Source organism: Microbacterium sp. CIAB417 (assembly GCF_022788845.1).
Map to the genome: position 1 here is coordinate 487,680 of NZ_JAHZUT010000002.1, position 17,903 is coordinate 505,582.

General features: G+C 69.6%; 11 protein-coding genes. 3 read left to right on the plus strand and 8 right to left on the minus strand.

All coding sequences use genetic code 11. From position 1 onward, the window contains the following. Positions 1 to 522 precede the first annotated feature (522 nt). The 6 genes from galE to KYX17_RS09025 form a co-directional block, all read right to left on the minus strand. The gene (gene galE, locus KYX17_RS09000; RefSeq protein ID WP_243226657.1) at positions 523 to 1,497 is read right to left on the minus strand and encodes a UDP-glucose 4-epimerase GalE; all 975 of its coding nucleotides are present in this window, start codon (positions 1,495 to 1,497) and stop codon (positions 523 to 525) included. 27 nt (positions 1,498 to 1,524) lie between these two features. Beyond that, on the minus strand, positions 1,525 to 3,270 hold the full coding sequence (locus KYX17_RS09005) for a beta-galactosidase family protein (RefSeq protein ID WP_243226658.1): 1,746 nt from the start codon (positions 3,268 to 3,270) through the stop codon (positions 1,525 to 1,527). 17 nt (positions 3,271 to 3,287) lie between these two features. Then, positions 3,288 to 4,805, minus strand: coding sequence for an alpha-N-arabinofuranosidase (locus KYX17_RS09010; RefSeq protein WP_243226659.1), 1,518 nt, complete (start codon positions 4,803 to 4,805; stop codon positions 3,288 to 3,290). Positions 4,806 to 4,878: 73 nt separating this feature from the next. After that, the gene (locus KYX17_RS09015) at positions 4,879 to 6,228 is read right to left on the minus strand and encodes a sugar ABC transporter substrate-binding protein (protein ID WP_243226660.1); all 1,350 of its coding nucleotides are present in this window, start codon (positions 6,226 to 6,228) and stop codon (positions 4,879 to 4,881) included. An 87-nt stretch (positions 6,229 to 6,315) separates the two neighbouring features. Beyond that, a complete protein-coding gene (locus tag KYX17_RS09020) occupies positions 6,316 to 7,194 on the minus strand; it encodes a carbohydrate ABC transporter permease (protein ID WP_192900654.1) in 879 nt (292 codons plus the stop codon). Next, positions 7,191 to 8,111: a carbohydrate ABC transporter permease gene (locus KYX17_RS09025; RefSeq protein ID WP_243226661.1), complete on the minus strand. Its 921-nt coding sequence runs from the start codon at positions 8,109 to 8,111 to the stop codon at positions 7,191 to 7,193. The genes KYX17_RS09020 and KYX17_RS09025 overlap by 4 nt, the downstream gene beginning before the upstream one ends. Positions 8,112 to 8,231: 120 nt before the next feature. On the opposite strand from KYX17_RS09025, the gene KYX17_RS09030 reads away from it, so the two are divergent. Beyond that, entirely contained in the window at positions 8,232 to 9,275 is a 1,044-nt protein-coding gene (locus KYX17_RS09030) for a LacI family DNA-binding transcriptional regulator (RefSeq protein WP_243226662.1), read from the plus strand. 339 nt (positions 9,276 to 9,614) lie between these two features. Next, entirely contained in the window at positions 9,615 to 13,682 is a 4,068-nt protein-coding gene (locus KYX17_RS09035) for a glycoside hydrolase (RefSeq protein ID WP_243226663.1), read from the plus strand. 260 nt (positions 13,683 to 13,942) lie between these two features. On the opposite strand, the gene pgm is transcribed toward KYX17_RS09035, so the two are convergent. After that, positions 13,943 to 15,586: a phosphoglucomutase (alpha-D-glucose-1,6-bisphosphate-dependent) gene (pgm, locus tag KYX17_RS09040; RefSeq protein ID WP_243226664.1), complete on the minus strand. Its 1,644-nt coding sequence runs from the start codon at positions 15,584 to 15,586 to the stop codon at positions 13,943 to 13,945. A 107-nt stretch (positions 15,587 to 15,693) separates the two neighbouring features. Between pgm and pheA the strand changes: the two genes are divergently transcribed. Next, entirely contained in the window at positions 15,694 to 16,647 is a 954-nt protein-coding gene (gene pheA, locus KYX17_RS09045; RefSeq protein WP_243226665.1) for a prephenate dehydratase, read from the plus strand. Between the two features lie 192 nt (positions 16,648 to 16,839). On the opposite strand, the gene KYX17_RS09050 is transcribed toward pheA, so the two are convergent. Continuing rightward, positions 16,840 to 17,886, minus strand: a complete 1,047-nt coding sequence (locus KYX17_RS09050; protein ID WP_243226666.1) for an LLM class flavin-dependent oxidoreductase — start codon at positions 17,884 to 17,886, stop codon at positions 16,840 to 16,842. Between the last annotated feature and the right edge of the window lie 17 nt (positions 17,887 to 17,903).

A 17,903-nucleotide genomic window follows, 5' to 3' on the forward strand; every position in this document is an offset into this window, starting at 1 on the left:
TAGGTGTTGGCTGCATCCGCGCCCGAACTCCTGCAGAACCGGCCGTCGGGGGCGGGTGCGGGGACTGCACGCCGGTTGTGCCGGAGTTGGGGCGCACAGTTCAGCGGGAAGGTGCCGGTGCCGGGGCCGCCCCGCCCGGGCAGGCGGGTTCTGGCTGAGTTGTGCTGGCTGAGGTGCCGGGGGCCGCGCGGTCGGAGTTGATCGTGGCGCGGGTCGGGTGTGCTGGCCGTATCCGGGCCCTAACTCCTGCAGAACCGTCCGTCTGGGGTGGATGCGGGGGCTGCACGCCGGTTGTGCCGGAGTTGGGGCGCACAGTTCAGCCGGAACCGGCCGGTGCCGGGACCGCATAGCCCTGTCCGGCCGGGACTGGCTGAGTTGTGCCAGCTGGGGTGCCGGGGCGGATGCCGGCCGAGAGGCCGGCATCCGCCCCGGCACCCGCACCGCCCCCCGAAACCGGAAGCGGGCGTCCGCGGCCGCGATCCGGAGGGATGCGGTGGCGAACGCCCGCTCGACGTGCGGTGGTCAGGCCCGGCGGCGGGCCTCCCAGCCCGAACGCACCATCTCGTCGACCGAGTAACGGTTCGCCCACTCGAGGTCGCGTGCGGCGAGCTCGCCCGTGGCGACGATGCGGTCGGGGTCGCCGGCGCGGCGCGGGCCGACGACGGGCGTGAAGTCGATGCCCGTCACGCGGGCCATCGCGTCCATGATCTGGCGCACCGACAGGCCGTTCTGCGACCCGAGGTTGTACGCGGCCTCGAGCGGCTCGCCCGCGGCGAGGCGGCGGGCCGCCACGGCGTGGGCTGCGGCGATGTCGGCGACGTGCACGTAGTCGCGCACGTTCGTGCCGTCCTCCGTGTCGTAGTCGTCGCCGTTGATCTGCGGGGTCTCGCCCGCGAGCAGCTTCTCGAACACGATCGGGAACAGGTTGTGCGGGCTCGTGTCGTAGACCTCGGGGTCGCCCGAGCCGACGACGTTGAAGTACCGCAGCGAGGTGTGTCGCAGCGGTGCATCCTCGTCGGCCGTCGCGACGGCCTGGTCGCGGATGAGCCACTCGCCGATCAGCTTCGATTCGCCGTACGGCGAGGCCGGGCGCTTCGGCAGGTCCTCGACGACCAGCGGCACGTCGGGGGTGCCGTAGACGGCGGCACTGGAGGAGAACACGAGCTTGTCGACGCCTGCTGCCGCCATCGCGGCGAGCACCACGCGCGTGCCCTCGACGTTCTGCTCGTAGGTGTGCAGCGGCCGCTTCACCGAGACGCCGGCGTACTTGTACCCGGCGACGTGGATGACGCCGGTCACCTCGTACTGGCGCAGGGTCTGCTCCACGAGGTCGCGCTGCAGGATCGAGCCGCGGACGAAGGGGACGCCCTCGGGCACGAACGCGGCGTGACCGCTGGAGAGGTCGTCGAGCACGACGGGGGCGAGGCCCGCCGCGGTGAGTGCGCGCACCACGTGCGCGCCGATGTATCCGGCGCCGCCGGTCACAAGCCAGGTCATGTCATCCATCCTGCCCGAGTCGGGCGCTCACTCTTCACGGTGGCCGAGATCGGGTTCGGACACGAACGCCGCCACGGCCTTCGCCACCTGCTCGAGCTCGAGCACAACGATCTCGTTCTCGCCCTCGCGGGTCGCCGGCGCCGGCACGTAGAGCGTGCGCTGCGGGCCGTTGACCCAGTAGCGACCCAGGAAGAAGCCGTTCACGAGCGCGAAGCCCTTGCCCCAGGACGCGGTGTCCAGGTACAGGTCGGCGGGGGCCTCGAGAGTGAACGCGCCGCGTAGCGCCGTGCGCCCGGCGATGGATCCGGATGCGGCGGCGCCGATGCTCGCGGCGATGCGCTCCACGTCGACGAGTGTTCCGGTCCACCCGGTCAGTGCGCTGCCACCGAGGGTCGCCGGAGCGATGAGTCCCTTGGTCTCGCCGAGGCGGTGGTCGTAGTTGACGCGGCCCTGGTCCTCCACGAGCACGGTGAGATGCTCGCCGCGAGGGATCGTCAGCGTGCGCTCGTGCAGTGCCCGCGAGAGCCGTCCGACGGTGACGCCGTCCACCGACACCCAGGCGAGGTCGCGCACCTCGGCGAAGGCGAGCACGGCGGCGTCGTCGTCTCCGAAGGCCGCCGCGGGAAGCTCCACGTCGTAGCGGACGAGCGGTCCGAGCTGTCCGAGGTCCTCGAACGTGCAGGGCTCGGCGCTGGTGGGCCCGGCGGACGCGGGGAGCCAGTCGCCGGTCGCCGTGAGCGCAACGGACAGCTCGGGCGCCGCCGGACGCGAGGGCACAGTCTCGGCCGGGACGTCGGTGTACTTGGCGAGCACCTCGCGGAACGCGTGGAACTTCTCGGTCGCGTAGCCGGACTCGTCCAGAGGGGCGTCGTAGTCGTACGAGGTGACGATGGGTGCGTAGCGACCCTTGTCGTTGGCGCCGTTCGTGGTGCCGAAGTTGGTGCCGCCGTGCAGCATGTAGATGTTTACGGACGCGCCCGCGGCCAGCAGCGCGTCGAGCTCGGCGGCGGATGCGGCGGCGCTGGTGGTGTGGTGCACCCCGCCCCACCAGTCGAACCAGCCGTCCCAGAACTCGGAGCACATGAGGGGGCCGGTCGGCTGGTGCTCGCGCAGGGTCGCGAGGCGCTCGGTGGCGCGCGAGCCGAACGAGCCGGTGAGGTGGAGCTCGGGAAGGCTGCCGTTGTCCAGCATCCACGGTTCTGGCTGGTCGACGGTCGTCAGCGGCACCGTGATGCCGGCCTCGCGCGTGAGGTCGGTGAGGATCTTCAGGTACTCCTTGTCGGAGCCGTAGGCGCCGTACTCGTTCTCGATCTGCACGAGCACGACGTTGCCGCCGCGGTCGATCTGACGCGGCACGACGATCTCGTACACGCGGCGCAGGTACTCGCTGACGGCCTCGATGTACTGCGGCTCCGAGCGGCGCAGGCCGATGCCCGGCGTCCGGGTGAGCCAGACGGGGAGTCCGCCGTTGTGCCACTCGGCGCAGATGTAGGGGCCGGGGCGCACGATGGCGTGCATGCCCTCGGCGGCGACGAGGTCGAGGAAGCGTCCGAGGTCGTTCCAGCCGGTCGCGTCCCACTGCCCGCGCACGGGCTCGTGGGCGTTCCACGCGACGTAGGTCTCGATCGTGTTCAGGCCCATGAGGCGGGCCTTGCGGATGCGGTCGGCCCAGTGATCGGGGTGGATGCGGAAGTAGTGCAGCGCGCCGGAGAGGATGCGGTGCGGCTCGCCGTCCAGCAGGAAGTCGGTCTCGCCGACGGTGAAGGTGCTCACGGTGTCTTTCGTTTCGTTCAGCGGGTCGCGCGCAGCGTGATGCGCGCCCAGGACAGCGGGGGGAGGGTGACGCGTACGCGGGTGCCGTCGACGACCGCCGCGAGGGATGCGGGTGCGACGGGCTGCGCCTGGGCGGAGTTGACGGTGTGGCGATCGCCGCCCTCGGGCACGGTGACCACGAGCGCATCGGCTGCGGCGATCTCGCGGTCGAGATCGATCACGACCTCGGTGGCCGCGTCGAGGTCGCGGTGCGCGGCGAAGACGACGATCTCGTCGCCGTTCACGGTGGCCACCGCATCCACGGCGGCGACGACGCCGTGCTTGGCGGTCTCGATCGACGCGCTCTCGACGGTCGGGACGACGACGGTGCCGTGGGCGGCGGCAGCCGTCAGCTGGAACGGGAAGAAGGTCGTCTGCCGCCAGGCGGGGCCCCCCGGCTCGGTGCGGATGGGCGCGATGACGTTCACGAGTTGCGCGAGGTTCGCCATCGAGACCCGGTCGGCGTGACGTAGCAGGGTGATGAGCAGGGAGCCCACGACGACCGCATCCGTGACGGTGTAGTCGTCTTCGATGAGACGTGGGGCGATGGGCCAGTCGCCGGTGAACACGCGGGGCTTGTCGACCTCGTTCCAGCGCGTCTGGTTCCAGACGTTCCACTCGTCGACGCTGATGCCGATCTCGCGGGTGGAGCCGGTCTCGGCGCGCACCTCGTCGATGATCGCGGCGACATCGTCGAGGTAGCGGCTGAGGGCGACGCCCGAGGCGAGGAAGCTGGCGGGGTCGCCCGGCGTCTCCTCGTAGTAGGCGTGCACGGAGATGTGGTCGACGAGCTCCGCGGTGTGGCGCAGCACGGTGCGCTCCCACTCGCCGAACGTCGGCATCTCGTGGTTGGAGCTGCCGGCGGCGACCAGTTCGATGTCGGGGTCGATGAAGCGCATGAGGCGCGCCGACTCGGCGGCGAGGCGGCCGTACTCGTCGGCCGTCTTGTGGCCGATCTGCCACGGCCCGTCCATCTCATTGCCGAGGCACCACAGGCGGATGTCGAACGGCTCGGCGCGGCCGTTCTGGCGGCGGCGCTCGCTGAGCGCGGTGCCGCCGGGGTGGTTCGTGTACTCGAGCAGGTCGGCCGCCTCGGCGACGCCGCGCGTGCCGAGGTTCACCGCCTCCATCAGCTCGAGGCCCGCGGACTCCGCCCAGTCGGCGAACTCGTGCAGGCCGACCTGATTGGTCTCGGTGGAATGCCATGCCGCATCCAGGCGCACGGGACGCTGGTCGCGGGGCCCGACACCGTCCTCCCAGCGGTAGCCGGAGACGAAGTTGCCGCCCGGGTAGCGCACGACGGTCGCGCCGAGCTCGCGCACGAGCTCGAGCACATCGGCGCGGAAGCCGTTCGCGTCGGCGCTGGGGTGTGCGCTCTCGTGGATGCCGTCGTACACGCAGCGGCCCATGTGCTCGACGAAGGTGCCGAAGACGCGGCGGGGGACGGCGGGGCCGTCGACGTTCGTCGCGACGGCGATGCGGGTGGCGGAGGTCATGATCGCTTTCGGGTGGGATGCGGCAAGGGGTGGGTCGGATCGGCAAGCGATGCGACCCACCCCTCGTCGGTGATTACTTGTTGACGCTGAAGCCCTGCTCGTTGCCGTAGCTGACGAGCTGGTCCTGCCAGGTCATGAGGCCCTCGTTGAGGTCGCCCTTGTTGGCGTAGGACTGGCCGACGGTGTCGCTGAAGATGCTGTTCGCGTACACCTGGAAGGGCAGGTACTGCCATCCCTTACGCACGTCGGATGCGGCCTGCACGAGCACCTGGTTGATCTGCTGTCCGCCGAAGTAGTCGCTCGTGGCGTTCAGGAAGGCGTCGGACTGCAGGTCGGCCGTGGTGGAGGGGAAGCCGCCCGACTTCGCGAAGATGTCGATGCTCTCCTGGTCGTTGTTCAGCCACTTGAGGAAGGCCGCGGCCAGCGCCGGGTTCTTGCTCTGCTTGGTGACCGCCTGGCCGCCGCCGCCGTTCTCGGCCGACACGGGGGTGCCGTCGTAGGTCGGCATGGGCGCGACGCGCCAGTTGCCCGCGGCGCTGGGAACCGACGACTCCAGGTTGCCGGGCATCCAGGCGCCGATGATCAGCGTGGCGATGGAGCCGTCACCGAGGCCCTTGAACCACTCGTCGCTCCAGCTGGAGGCGTCCGAGAGGAGGTTCTGGTCGACGAGCTGGTTCCAGGTGTCGGCCCACAGCTTCGAGCCCTTGTCGGAGAAGTCGATGTTCACGGTGGTGCCATCGACCTTGAACGGCTGGCCGCCGGCCTGCCAGATCATCGAGGTCGCGAAGCCGGGGTCGCCGGTGTCGTTCGTGATCTTCTTGGTGGGGTCGGCCGCGGTGAGCTTCTTCGCGGTCTCGATGTACTCGTCCCAGGTGGTGGGAACCGTCAGACCGTACTGGTCGAACACGGCCTTGTTGTAGAACATGGCCATGGGGCCGGAGTCCTGCGGCAGGCCGTAGATCTTGCCGTCGAAGTCGACGGAGCCCCACGTCGAGGCGGTGTAGTCCTTCTCGAGGTCGCCGAAGCCGTACGACGAGAGGTCGAGCAGGCCGTCGGTGAGAGCGAACTGCGGCATCGCGTAGTACTCGATCTGCACGACGTCGGGGGCGCCGGAGCCCGCCTTGATCGCGTTCTGCAGCTTCGTGTACTCCTCGGTGTTGGTGCCCGCGTTGACGACGTTCACCTTGACGTTCGGGTACTTCTTCATGAACGCGGCCGCCTGGTCCTCGGCGGAGGGCGTCCACGACCAGTACGTGATCTCGCCACCGGCTTCGAGAGCCTTGTCGAGGTCGTCGGCGCTTCCGCCGCCGGAGGCTGCACCGCCGCCGCCGGCGCAGGCAGCCAGCGCGATGCCCGCGATAGTGGTCATGGCCACGACGGACGCGGCGCGACGCAGCACCGAACCCTTGCGCATGTGTGACATGGGACTTTCCTTCACTTCGTTGTTGTGGATGCCGGAGCAGGACGCGCCGGTGGTGAGGGGGAATCGGGTGTCAGACAGTGCCCCTCGTCACTGCTTGACGCTTCCGGCGCTCAGCCCCGACTGCCAGAACCGCTGCAGCATGAGGAAGGCGACGACGATGGGGATGATCGACAGGAGCGAGCCCGTGATCACGAGGTTGTAGATCGGCTCGGCGGCGGCACCGGTCGCCTGCGCGTTCCACTGGTTCAGACCGACCGTGAGCGGATACCAGGCGGGGTCGCTCAGCATGATCAACGGCAGGAAGTAGTTGTTCCAGGTGGCGACGACCGTGAAGAGCACGACCGTGACGATGCCGGGGGTCAGCAGCTTCACCGAGATCGTGAAGAACGTGCGGAACTCGCCCGCCCCGTCCATGCGCGCAGCCTCCAGCAGCTCGGTCGGCACGGCGTCGCTGGCGAACACCCACATGAGGTAGAGGCCGAAGGGGCTGATGAGCGAGGGGATGATGATCGACCACGGGGTGTTTGTCAGACCCATCTGGCTGAACATGAGGAAGGTGGGAACGGCGAGGGCGGTGCCGGGCACGGCCACCGCGCCGATGACGACCGCGAAGACCGCCTTGCGGCCGCGGAAGTTGTACTTGGCCAGGCCGTATCCGGCGAGGGTCGCGAGCAGCGTGGCGCCGCCGGCGCCGACGACGACATAGAGCAGGGTGTTGCCGAGCCACCGCAGGAAGATCCCGTCACGGTAGGTGAAGGTCTCCACGATGTTGTCCCACAGGTGGAAACCGTTGCCGAACCACAGACCGAACGTCGTGAACAGGTCGCCCTGCTCCTTCGTGGCGTTGATCAGCAGCCAGAACAGCGGCAGCAGCGTGTAGAGGATGAACAGGCTCATCACGATGGTGAGGATGAGCGACTTCCGCCGCATGAACGGCGACGTGCGGGCGAAGGCGGGGGCGGTCATCGCATCTCCTGACGGGATCCGCGCAGCTGCACGACGTAGGCGACGATCGCGGTGATGAGGCCCATGATGATCGCGACGGTGGCGGCGTAGTTGTACTGCTGGCCGGCGAACGACAGGTTGTACGCGTACATGTTGGGCGTGTAGAACGTCGTGATCGTGTTGGGGGCCAGCGGCTTGAGGATGTTCGGCTCGTTGAAGAGCTGGAAGCTGCCGATGATCGAGAAGATCGTGGCGATGACGATCGAGCCGCGCAGAGCCGGCAGCTTGATCGAGAAGATCGTGCGCCAGGTGCCGGCGCCGTCGAGGGATGCGGCCTCGTACAGCTCGCCGGGGATGGTCTTGAGCGACGAGTAGAAGATCAGCATGTTGTAGCCGACGAACTGCCAGGTCACGATGTTGCCGATCGAGACCATCATCCACTCGGGCACGAACGGTGTGAGCACCTGAGCGCCGAACAGGTCGTTGATGTTGCCGGCGAGGCCGAACTGGTCGCCGTAGATGTAGCCCCACATGAGGACCGCGACGACGGCCGGTACCGCGTAGGGCAGGAAGATCACGATCCGGTAGAAACCGGAGGCGTGCAGGCGTGCGCTGTCGATCGCGAGCGCCGCGGCGAGGGCCAGCACGAGCATGATCGGCACCTGGATGATCAGGAACAGCAGCACGCGCAGGAAGCCGTCCCACAGCTTGGTGTCGGTGAACGCGGTGATGTAGTTGTCGATGCCGACGAACGCGTTGCCGCCCACGATCTGCTCGCGGAAGAAGCTGAGATACAGGGAGTAGGCGAGCGGCGCCAGGAACACGAGTGCGAACACGATCGCGAAGGGGGCGACGAACAGCCAGCCCTTCTGGTCGACCGCGAAGCGCCGCCGCTTGGGGGCGCGCAGCGCGGGTGGGGGAGCCGCTGTGGTCGTCATCGTCCGATGCCTCTTCTGTGAACGCAATCCTCCGCAGAATTCGGGTTCCGCGGTATGTTGACGTAAACATAACTCCGCTCTCGCTAACATGTCAACGTCAACATCGAGGAGGATCCGGGCATGAGCCACGTCACGGCAGCAACACCGGGCGAACCTCGTGCGCGCCGCCGCGAAACGTCGATGGCGGATGTGGCGGCTCTCGCCGGGGTCTCCGGGCAGACCGTGTCGCGGGTCGCGAACGGGCGCGCGAACGTCGACCCCGACACCCGCGCCCGCGTTCTCGCCGCCATGGACGAGCTGGGCTACCGGCCCAACAGCGCCGCGAGGGCCCTGCGCTCGGGCAAGTTCCGTTCGATCGGCGTGATCATGTTCTCGCTCTCGAGCTACGGCAACACCCGCACCCTGGATGCGGTCGCCTCCGTCGCCGCATCCGCCGGGTACTCGTTGACGCTCATTACCGTCGAGACGGCGTCGCAGACCGATGTCTCCGGTGCCTTCGTGCGGTTGCGCGAGCACGCCGTCGACGGCGTCGTCATCCTCATCGAGTCGCACCGCCTCGACGAGTCAGAGATCGCGCTGCCCAGCGGGCTCCCCGTCGTGGTCGTCGACTCGCACGCCGCCTACGCCTACCCCGTGGTCGACAACGATCAGGCGCAGGGGGCTCGCCTGGCAACCGAGCATCTGCTGGATCTCGGGCATGAGACCGTGTGGCACGTGTCCGGTCCGCTCGAGTCGTACGCGGCCGAGCGCCGGCGTGACGCCTGGCGCGAGACCCTCGAGCGCCGGGGCGCACCCGTGCCCGAGGTCGAGGTCGGCGATTGGACGGCCGACTCGGGGTACGAGATCGGCACGAGGCTCGCCCGCGACACCTCGGTCACCGCGGTGTTCGTCTCCAACGACCAGATGGCGCTCGGGGTCGTGCGCGCCCTGCACGAGGCGGGTCGCGCGGTGCCCGACGACGTCAGCGTCGTGGGCTTCGACGACATGCCCGACTCGGCCAACTACTGGCCGCCGCTGACCACCGTGCGCCAGCACTTCGACCGCGTCGGCTCGGGCGCCATCCGTGCCCTCCTCGCCGAGATCGAGGGCGAGCGGGTGGACGACCGCACGCTCGTGCCGACCGAGCTCGTCGTGCGCCAGAGCTCGGGCCCCCGCATCCGCTGACCTCGTCGCGCCTCTCTAGGGCACCCGTCCCACCCGCCCTGCCCGCGCCGCCCTGGGCCGGGGCCCCATCCATCCGCCGAAACTGCATTTCCAGCACGAGATCACTGTCATTACCCGTGATCTCGTGATGGAGATGCTGTCTCGCGGGAGGTGGTGCCCCGGGAGCGCGGCGCGTGGATGCGGGAGTGCGGCGCGCGTTCGCGGATGCGGATGCGGCGCGCGGAGGGCGTTGTGCGGACGACTGGGAATCCGCTATGTTTCGTGTTGACGTCAACATGTTTACGTCAACACGAAACACCATCCCCCAGGGCTGCGACGACGCGGCCGGAAGGATCGACGATGAAGTCCCTCAGATTCCTGTCGCTGTTGTGCGTCGGAACCCTCAGCGCCAGCGCTCTCGTCGCGGGAGCCGCGGTGTCACCTCCGCTGGCCCACGCCGCGAGCAGCGTGCGCATCACCCCGAATCCCGCGATCGCATCCGACCCGTTCGAAGGATGGGGCACGAGTCTCGTCTGGTTCGCGAACGCGACCGGTGGCTACCCGACCGAGGTGCGCCAGAAGCTGTTCGACGCCGTGTTCGGCGAAGACGGTCTGAACCTCAACATCGCGCGTTACAACATCGGCGGCGGCAACGCGACGGACGTTCCGTCCTACCTGCGCCCCGGCGGCGCGGTGCCGGGTTGGTGGAACCCGGACCTCGCCGAGAGCGACGACGAGGGCGAGATCACCTCGACCTACGCCGACCGCGACCGCTATGCCGCCGCCTGGGATGGCGAGAACCCCGATCACTACAACTGGGATGCGGATCAGGGACAGCGGTGGTGGCTCGACGCCCTCAAGGACAAGATCACCCACTGGGAGGCCTTCAGCAACTCCCCGCCGTACTTCCTCACGCAGAGCGGGTACGTCTCGGGCGGCATCAACAACGCCACGAGTGAGCAGCTCGCCCCCGAGGACATGGCGGCGTTCTCGAGCTACCTCGTGAACGTGGTCGAGGAGCTCGAGAAGACTCACGGCATCACGTTCGACACGCTGGACCCGTTCAACGAGCCCAACACCGACTACTGGCAGACCCGCATCCCGAACGGTCAGACCTGGCCCACCAGCGCCAGCCGCCAGGAGGGTGCTCACATCGGGCCGACGCGGCAGGACCAGATGATCAAGGCGCTCGCCGCGCGCCTGGCAGAGCCCGGCACGACGACCGATGTGAGCATCTCGGCGATGGACGAGACCAACCCGTCGAAGTTCGTGCAGAACTGGAACGGCTGGAGCACCGAATCCAAGGGGCTCGTCGACCAGCTGAACGTGCACACCTACGGCACGGGGGATCGACTGATCGCCCGCGACATCGCCAAGGCGTCCGACAAGCCGCTCTGGATGAGCGAGGTCGAGGGTGACTGGAACGGGGGCAGCGGCTTCAATCAGACCAACATCGAGAACGGCATCGGCATGGCGACGCGGATCGTCGACGATCTGCGCGAACTCGAGCCCACCGCCTGGGTGTTCTGGCAGCCGGTCGAGGACCTCTACAACATGGAGAAGGTCGAAAAGCTCAACTGGGGCAGCGTCTTCATCGACTTCGACTGCGACGCCGACGGCAACTCGGAGCGGCGTCTCGCCGACGGCGACGCAGACCCCTCGTGCAAGGTGCTGACGAACTCGAAGTTCAACACGGTGCGCAACTTCACGCACTACATCGAGCCGGGCGACCGTCTCATCCCCACCGACGACACGCAGACCACCGCGGCGCTCACGGCCGAAGGCGACGGCGTGACCCTGGTGCACATCAACTCCGAGGCGTCCGAGCGCACGGTGCAGGTCGACCTGTCCCGCTTCGCGACCATCGCTCCCGGTGCCACGGTCACTCCCATCGTGACGACCGAGTCGTCGGCCGGTGACGTCACCGACCACGCGCTCGTGACGGGCACGGCCATTCCGGTCGACGCGGCCTCCAAGTCCGCGACGGTGACGCTGCCGGCGAAGTCGGTCACGACGCTCGTCGTGTCGGGCGTCTCGGGCGTCGCGACGGATGCGGCCGTCTTCGAAGACGGCGAGACGTACCAGCTCTTCGGCGTCCAGAGCGGCAAGGCCCTCGCGGCCGACCCCAACGGCCTCGCGATCCGCACGGGTGCGACGACAGCGGATGCGGCACCTGCGCAAGCGTGGACCGTGCACTCGATCTCCGGCGAGGGAACGAACCGACACCGCATCGCCCTCGAGGCCGGCGACGGGCGCTTCCTCGCGGTGAACGGCACGAGCACGACGCTCGTGTCGGCGGATGCGGCGGCTGCCGCATCCGATCCGGCGCTGCAGTGGATCCCGTCCACGACCGACGGGCGCACCTACTCGCTGCTGAGCGCATCTGCGGAGCGCGTGCTCGATGTGAACGGGCAGGGCACGGCCGACGGCACGACGGTGGGCACGTGGACCTCGAACAACGGCGGCAACCAGCGATGGACGCCCGCCTCCACGCGGGTGACGAGCGTCGCGCCCGTCACGGCAGCGACCGCCGTCGGTGAGCAGCCCGAGCTTCCGACCACGGTGACACTGAACTACCGAGGTGGCGTGCAGCGCACGGCCGCCGTCACGTGGGACCTGGCCGGCGCGGACTTCTCCGCCCCGGGAACCGTGCAGGTGCCCGGGGCGGGGACGGATGTCTTCGGTGCGGGCTTCGAGGTCGCGGCCACGGTCGAGGTCGGTGCCTACACGGCGACGCGTCCCGTCTCGATCACGACGTATGCCGGCGCGACCGTCGACAGCGTCACGGCGGCGGCGCCCGCAACGGTGCCTGCCGAGGTGCGCCTGGGCGGAACCGCCTATGACGCGCCGGTGACCTGGGACTTCAGCGGAGTCGGAGACGCCGACTTCGCGCAGCCGGGTACGGTCACGGTTCCCGGGTCGATCACCCTGCCCGGCGGCGCCATGATCGAGGCGTGGCTCAGCGTCATCGTGACGGCGCCGGGCACGCGCAACGTCGCCGGCGACAGCCGGGCAGCGGCGACGTTCACCGAGAGCCCGAGCTACAGCGTCGACCGCACGAAGAACGGCATCACGACCGACAAGGGCTGGTCCAACTGGCGCTCCGGCGCGAAGAACACGCAGGACACCCTGACGTACGTGCTGAGCTCGAGGCAGCAGGTGTCCAACGTGAAGGTGTACTTCTATCGCGACGGCACGGCCAGCTGGGCCCAGTCCCTCCGCGTGGAGCACCGAACCGCGGGCGGCAGCTGGATCGCCGGCGAGGACATCGCGGTTCCGGTTCCGGAATCTGGCGCGCCGATCGTGGAGGTTCCGCTGGGCGGCGTCGTCGCCGACGAGGTGCGCATCGTGATGCAGGCCCGTGAGAACACGCACATGATCGTGTCCGAAGTCGAGATCAACGCGCTCGCGGCGTCCGCCTCCAGCGTCGCCGACCTCGCCCGCGTCACGGTCGATAATGCGTTGCTCGACGGGTTCGACCCGGCCCGCGACGAGTACACGATCGACACGGACGGGGCGGCCTGGCCGAGGATCGGGGCTGTGCCTGTCGATGACGAGGCATCGGTGGAGATCGTGCAGCCCGCGGATGCGGGTGGTGCGGGATCCATCACGGTCACCGCCGTCGACGGCACCTCCCGCACGGTGAAGATCGCGGTGACGCGTCACGTCGTCGTGGGCGCGGTGTCGCTCTCGGGCGCCGCCGAGGTGGGTGCGACCCTGACCGCACAGGTCGGCGCGAGCGACCCCGCCGACGCCACCCTCGCCTACGCCTGGACCCGTGACGACCAGCCGATCGCGTCGGCGACCGCTGCCACGTACACCGCGACCGCGGCCGACCTCGGTCACGAACTGCGCGCGGTCGTCACCGCATCCGCCGACGGCTTCGTCGCGGGCACGGCCACCTCGGCCGCGGTCGTGGTGGCCGCGGCACCCGGCAACCCCGGGGGCCCGGACGGACCCGGCACGCCGGGCGAGCCCGGCAACCCAGGTCTGCCGGGCACCGGTGGCGCCGGGGCGCCCGCGGAGTCGGCTCTGACCGACGCGACGCGCGGCGGCATCACGGCACCAGACGCGGTGACGGCCGGATCGTCGATCACGATCGGCGTCGGTGCGTCCCGCGCCGGTTCGTCGGTCGACGCCTGGCTGTTCTCCACGCCGATGCATCTCGGGACCAAGGTCGTCTCGACGGCGGGCACGATCACGGTCACGGTCCCGGCGGATGCACCCGCGGGCCAGCACCGGCTGGTCGTCACGGATGCCTCCGGCGCGGTGATCGGCTGGGTGCCGCTCGAGGTGCGTGCCGCATCCGGTCCGCTGGCCGTGACCGGCCTCGACCTCGGCCCGACCCTGCCGTTCGCCCTCGGGGCGCTGCTGCTGGGCTCGCTGCTGGTCGGCGTCTCCACACGCCGCCGCTCACCCGCGGAGTAACCCGGAAGAAGGGGGCGGAGCCGAACGCCGGCTCCGCCCCCTTCTTCGCGCCCACCCCAAGACCGCGAGACTGCATCTTTGTCACGAGATCACTGTGTTTACCCGTGATCTCGTGATGAGAATGCAGTCTCGCGGAAAAGTGGGGGGGGCATGAGCCCGCAGCGGGGACCGCCGGATGCGGGCGGCCCCGGATGCGGGCGGCCCCGGATGCGGGCAGCCCCGGATGCGGGCGGCCCCGGATGCCGGGGCTCCGCCGAGGATCAGGCGCCGGAGAGGGCCTCGGACACCACGGCACGGGCCTCGTCCTGCACGTCGTGCAGGTGGGCCTCGCCGCGCAGCGACTCCGCGTAGAGCTTGTAGACGTCCTCGGTGCCGGACGGGCGCGCGGCGAACCACGCGTCCGCCGTCACGACCTTGAGCCCCCCGATCGCCGCGCCGTTGCCGGGGGCGTGGGAGAGCTTCGCGGTGATGGGCTCGCCGGCCAGCTCGGTGGCGGTGACCGCATCCGGCGAGAGCTTCGCCAGCGCCGCCTTCTGCTCGGGGGTCGCCGGGGCGTCGACGCGCTGGTACACGGATGCGCCGTAGGTGTCTTCGAGCTCCGCGTAGCGCTGCGAGGGGGTCTTGCCCGTCACCGCGAGGATCTCCGCGGCGAGCAGGCACAGCAGGATGCCGTCCTTGTCGGTGGTCCACACGGTGCCGTCCTGACGGAGGAAGGATGCGCCGGCGGACTCCTCGCCGCCGAACGCGACCGACCCGTCGAGCAGGCCCGGCACGAACCACTTGAAGCCGACCGGGACCTCGTAGAGGGTGCGGCCGAGCGCCTCGACGACGCGGTCGATGATCATCGACGACACGAGCGTCTTGCCGACGGCGGCCTCGGCGGGCCATCCGGGCCGGTGCGAGAAGAGGTAGTCGATCGCGACCGCCAGGTAGTGGTTCGGGTTCATGAGGCCCGCGTCGGGGGTGACGATGCCGTGGCGGTCCGCATCCGCGTCGTTTCCGGTGAGGATGTCGTACTCGTCGCGTCGGGCGACGAGCGCGGCCATCGCATTGGGCGAGGACGGATCCATGCGGATCTTCTCGTCCCAGTCGAGGGTCATGAACCTCCACGTCGGGTCGACGTCGGGGTTCACGACCGTGAGGTCGAGGCCGTAGTGCTCGGCGATCAGCGCCCAATAGTCCACGGACGCGCCGCCGAGCGGGTCGGCGCCGATGCGGATGCCGGCCTTCTTGATCGCTTCGATGTCGATGATCGCGTCGAGATCGCGCACGTACGCCTCGCGGAAGTCGTACTGCGCGAGGGTGTCGCTGTCGATATCGGCGTAGGGAGTGCGCTTGACGCCTGCCAGCCCCGCGGCGATGAGCTCGTTGGCGCGATCCGCGATCCACGAGGTGGCGTCGGTGTCGGCGGGTCCGCCGTGGGGCGGGTTGTACTTGAAGCCGCCGTCGCGCGGCGGGTTGTGGGAGGGCGTCACGACGATGCCGTCCGCGCGTCCCGCGTCGTCGGCGGTGCGATCGCGGTTGTAGGTGAGGATCGCGTGGCTCAGGGCGGGGGTGGGAACCCATGAGTCGCGGGCGTCGACGCGCACGTCCACACCGTTGGCGACGAGCACCTCGATGGCCGTGCGCTCGGCCGGCAGCGACAGGCCGTGGGTGTCGCGGCCGAGGAAGAGCGGGCCGGTGATGCCCTGACCCGCCCGGTAGTCGACGATCGCCTGGGTGGTGGCGAGGATGTGGTTCTCGTTGAAGCTGGTCGACAGGCTCGACCCGCGGTGACCGCTCGTGCCGAACACGACCCGCTGGGCGGGTACCGAGGCGTCGGGCTTCAGGTCGTAGTAGGCGGCGATCAGCTCGTCGATGTCGATCAGATCAGAAGGCTCAGCAGGCTGTCCGGCACGGCTCATGTCACTAGTCTGCCGTGCCGGCAGGGCGTCGTCACTCTCCTGGCGCTCGGCGGCCTCATTTCCGGTGTTCACCGGAGGCGCTCGGGGGCGGTCTAGGCTGAGTGCCCGTGAGCACCGCATCCGTCGCCCGTCGTACCTACAGCTACCTGGGTCCGGCCGGCACCTTCACGGAGGCGGCACTCGCGCAGGTGCCTGAGGCGCGCGGTCAGATCTGGCGTTCGGTGCGCAACGTGGGCGAGGCGCTCGCCGATGTCGTCGAGGGTCGGTCGGATGCGGCGATGATCGCGATCGAGAACTCGGTCGACGGCGGCGTCTCCACGGCGCAGGACGCGCTGGCCACGATGCCGGGGCTGCGCATCATCGGCGAGTACCTCGTGCCGGTGAACTTCGTCCTCGTGGGCCGGCCCGGGCAGCGTCTCGAGGACGTCTCGCTCGTCGCCGCGCACCCCGTCGCGTATGCGCAGTGCCTGCAGTGGCTCAGCCGTGAGCTCCCGGCCCACGCGCACCTGCCCGCATCCAGCAACGTCGCCGCCGCCCTCGGTCTGCTCGACGGAACCAGCGATGCGGATGCGGCCATCGCCCCTCCCGGCATCCTCGAGCACCACGAACTCGACCTGCTCGCGGAGGGCCTCGGCGACAAGAAGGACGCCGTCACCCGCTTCGTGCTGGTGGCCCGCACGGTGGCGCCGCCGGCACCCACCGGAGCGGACAAGACCTCGCTGATCGTGGAGCTGCCGGAGGAGTACCCCGGCGCGCTCATGGAGATGCTGGAGCAGTTCGCGACGCGCGGGATCAACCTGTCGTTGCTCGCATCCCGTCCGATCGGCGACGCGCTCGGCCGGTACCGATTCGTCATCGACGCCGACGGGCACGTCCTCGACGAGCGTGTGGCCGACGCCCTCATGGGGCTGCGTCGTTTCAGTCCGAAGGTGATCTTCCTCGGCTCGTACCCGCGGGCCGATCGTGCGATCAACCGCTACCCCGAGCGGTACTCCGACGACGTGTTCGTCGAGGCCCGCGACTGGCTGCGCGCGCTCGTCAGCGGAGAACCCGAGGCCTGACCCGCCCGCCTCGGGCGCTCACCTGTCACAGATCGAGCCGCCGCCGTCCGTCTGTGACAGTCGAGCGGGGTGGTGGACTGTTCCCCTGTCACAGACCGCGCCGAAAGCGTCGATCTGTGACAGGGGAACAGAGGGGGCTGAGCGCGGGCTCTCCGGACGGGAGAGGCGAGCCCGAGGTTTGACCCGCCCGCGTCAGGCGGCGAGCAGCGGGGTGAGCAGCTCGAGCGTCTGGGCCCGCCCGCCCGCGGTGTCCAACGGCTCCGCGTCGTAGGCGCCGGCGACGGGGGAGACCATGATCTCGTCCACGCCGTATCGGGCCGAGAACGCGCGGAGGGCATCGGCGGTCTGCTCGGGCGCCCCGACGAACCAGGTGCGGCGGGCGTTGTCGATGATGTGCGCGGCGAGGTTGTCGTGTGCCTCCGCATCCCGCGCCTGCTCGACCGTCTCCATCGGCACGAGCGGACGGCCGGAGCGGATGCGGGACATCATGCGCAGCTGCGGCAGCGCACGCTCCCATGCCTCGGCCTCCGTCGGCGCCACGACCGCGTTCGCCGTGACGAAGGTGCGCGGGCTCGGGTGCGCTTCGGAGGGCTGGTACTGGTCGCGGTACAGCGTCAGCGCGCGTTCGAGGCCGTCGCCGGCGAAGTGGTTCGCGAAGACGTAGGGCAGGCCGGATGCGGCGGCGAGCTGCGCGGAGTAGTCGCTCGACCCCAGCAGCCACACCTCGGGAAGGGTCGTCGCGGCGGGCGTCGCGTGCACGCTGTAGGTGTCGCCGGAGGTGAAGCGCACCGTGGCGCCCGCGTCGCTCGTGAGCGAGAGGATGTCGGCGATGTGCTGCGGGAACTGCTCCACATCGCTCGTGGTGCCGCTGCGGCGCAGCAGCTGGGTGATGACCGGATCGCTGCCCGGCGCACGCCCGATGCCGAGGTCGATGCGGCCCGGCGCCAGCGCCTCGAGCGCGGCGAACTGCTCGGCGACGATGAGGGGCGAGTGGTTGGGGAGCATCACGCCGCCCGACCCGACCCGCATCCGCTTCGTCCGTGCGGCAGCCGCCGCGATCAGCACCGGCGGGCTCGTCGAGGCCACCGCGGGCATGTTGTGGTGCTCGGCGAACCAGTAGCGGCCGATGCCCAGCTCGTCCGCGCGCTCGGCGAGGTCGAGGGATGCGGCGACGGCCTGCGCGCTGGTCTGGCCGGTGCGCACGGGAACGAGGTCGAGGACGGAAACGGTGATGCTCATCGCAGAGGGCAACCGAA

Excerpts from the sequence above, each read along its gene's own strand:
- KYX17_RS09035 (WP_243226663.1), top strand. The coding sequence starts at position 9,615 with ATGAAGTCCCTCAGATTCCTGTCGCTGTTGTGCGTCGGAACCCTCAGC.
- KYX17_RS09030 (WP_243226662.1), top strand. The coding sequence starts at position 8,232 with ATGAGCCACGTCACGGCAGCAACACCGGGCGAACCTCGTGCGCGCCGC.
- galE (WP_243226657.1), bottom strand. The coding sequence starts at position 1,497 with ATGACCTGGCTTGTGACCGGCGGCGCCGGATACATCGGCGCGCACGTG.
- KYX17_RS09020 (WP_192900654.1), bottom strand. The coding sequence starts at position 7,194 with ATGACCGCCCCCGCCTTCGCCCGCACGTCGCCGTTCATGCGGCGGAAG.
- pgm (WP_243226664.1), bottom strand. The coding sequence starts at position 15,586 with ATGAGCCGTGCCGGACAGCCTGCTGAGCCTTCTGATCTGATCGACATC.
- KYX17_RS09050 (WP_243226666.1), bottom strand. The coding sequence starts at position 17,886 with ATGAGCATCACCGTTTCCGTCCTCGACCTCGTTCCCGTGCGCACCGGC.
- KYX17_RS09025 (WP_243226661.1), bottom strand. The coding sequence starts at position 8,111 with ATGACGACCACAGCGGCTCCCCCACCCGCGCTGCGCGCCCCCAAGCGG.
- KYX17_RS09015 (WP_243226660.1), bottom strand. The coding sequence starts at position 6,228 with ATGTCACACATGCGCAAGGGTTCGGTGCTGCGTCGCGCCGCGTCCGTC.
- KYX17_RS09010 (WP_243226659.1), bottom strand. The coding sequence starts at position 4,805 with ATGACCTCCGCCACCCGCATCGCCGTCGCGACGAACGTCGACGGCCCC.